The sequence below is a fragment of the Micromonospora sp. NPDC049799 genome (genome assembly GCF_040656655.1).
Taxonomy (GTDB): Bacteria; Actinomycetota; Actinomycetes; order Mycobacteriales; family Micromonosporaceae; genus Micromonospora.
The window spans coordinates 1-1086 of sequence record NZ_JBFAMU010000910.1 but is presented as its reverse complement, the minus strand read 5'-3'; the positions used below and the strand labels follow the sequence as shown (position 1 = coordinate 1086).

General features: G+C 75.4%; 1 protein-coding gene. It reads right to left on the bottom strand.

Annotated features, from left to right (window positions below; genetic code table 11):
* Window positions 1–184: 184 nt before the first annotated feature.
* Window positions 185–922 carry a ribonuclease activity regulator RraA gene (locus tag AB0I76_RS30565; RefSeq protein ID WP_357042801.1) on the bottom strand — a complete coding sequence of 246 codons (738 nt, stop codon included), beginning with the start codon at window positions 920–922 and terminating at the stop codon, window positions 185–187.
* Window positions 923–1086: the final 164 nt, after the last annotated feature.

The window sequence follows — 1086 nt, the reverse complement described above, 5'->3', positions numbered from 1 at the left end:
GGACAGGTCGGCGGCGAGGGCGGGGCCGGCCGGTACGGCGACGGCCGTTCCGACCAGCGCCGCGATGACGGCGAGGTGCAGGGGTGTGTTGCGGGACACGCGCTACCTCCGAGAGGGACGGGTGGGTGGGGTGCGGTGCGGTGGTGCTCGGGCTGGCGGACCGCCCCCGCGGCGGTCCGTGGGCTCAGTGGGCGTCGCTCACGGCTGCGCGGCTGGCGTCGTACGCCCGGAGGGTCTGCTCGTCTGGGGGGTAGGTGCCGCGCAGCGGGGCGCCGAGGGCGACCCGCTGCTGGAGGAACTCCTCCAACCGCTCCTGCTCGCGGGCCGGCTGGGCGATCACCGGCACCAGGTGGCGCGGGACGCAGACCACGCCGTCGCCGTCGCCGACCAGCACGTCGCCCGGGTAGACGGGCACCCCGGCGCAGCCGATCGGCACCTGGAGGTCGACGGCGTGGTGCTGGGCGAGGTTCGTCATCGCCGCGGCGCCGGCGGCGAAGACGGGCAGCCGCAGCTCCCCGATGCCCTCGATGTCCCGCAGGGTGCCGTCGGTGACGACACCGGAGGCGCCCCGCGCGGCCAGGCGGGTCAGCAGGATGTGCCCGGCGGACGCGGCGCGGCCCTGTCCCCGGCAGTCCATCACCAGCACCTGCCCGGGGTGCACGGACTCGACGGCCAGCCGCTGCGGGTGGTCGTAGTCGGCGAAGACGTCGAGGGTGTCGATGTCCTCCCGCGCCGGGATGTAGCGCAGGGTGAACGCCTCACCGAGCAGCCGCGGGGCGTGCGGGCTGACGCAGCGCAGCCCGGCCAGGTACGTGTTGCGCAGGCCGAACTTGAACAGCTGGGTGGTGATGGTGGCGGTGCTGGCCGCGCCCAGGGCGGCGAGGTCGGCCGGGTCGAGGGGAGCGGGGGTGTGCTCGGTCATGTCTGCTGGCCTTCGGTCGGAGCGGTGTCGAGGACCGGGTCGGTCCCCGGGGGTCGTGCCTGGACGGAGAGGCCCCCGTCCACGGTGAGCACCTGGCCGACTACATCACCGGCCAGGTGCGACGCTGCGCGCCCAGCTGCGGGTGGCGGGTCGCAACCGGCCGT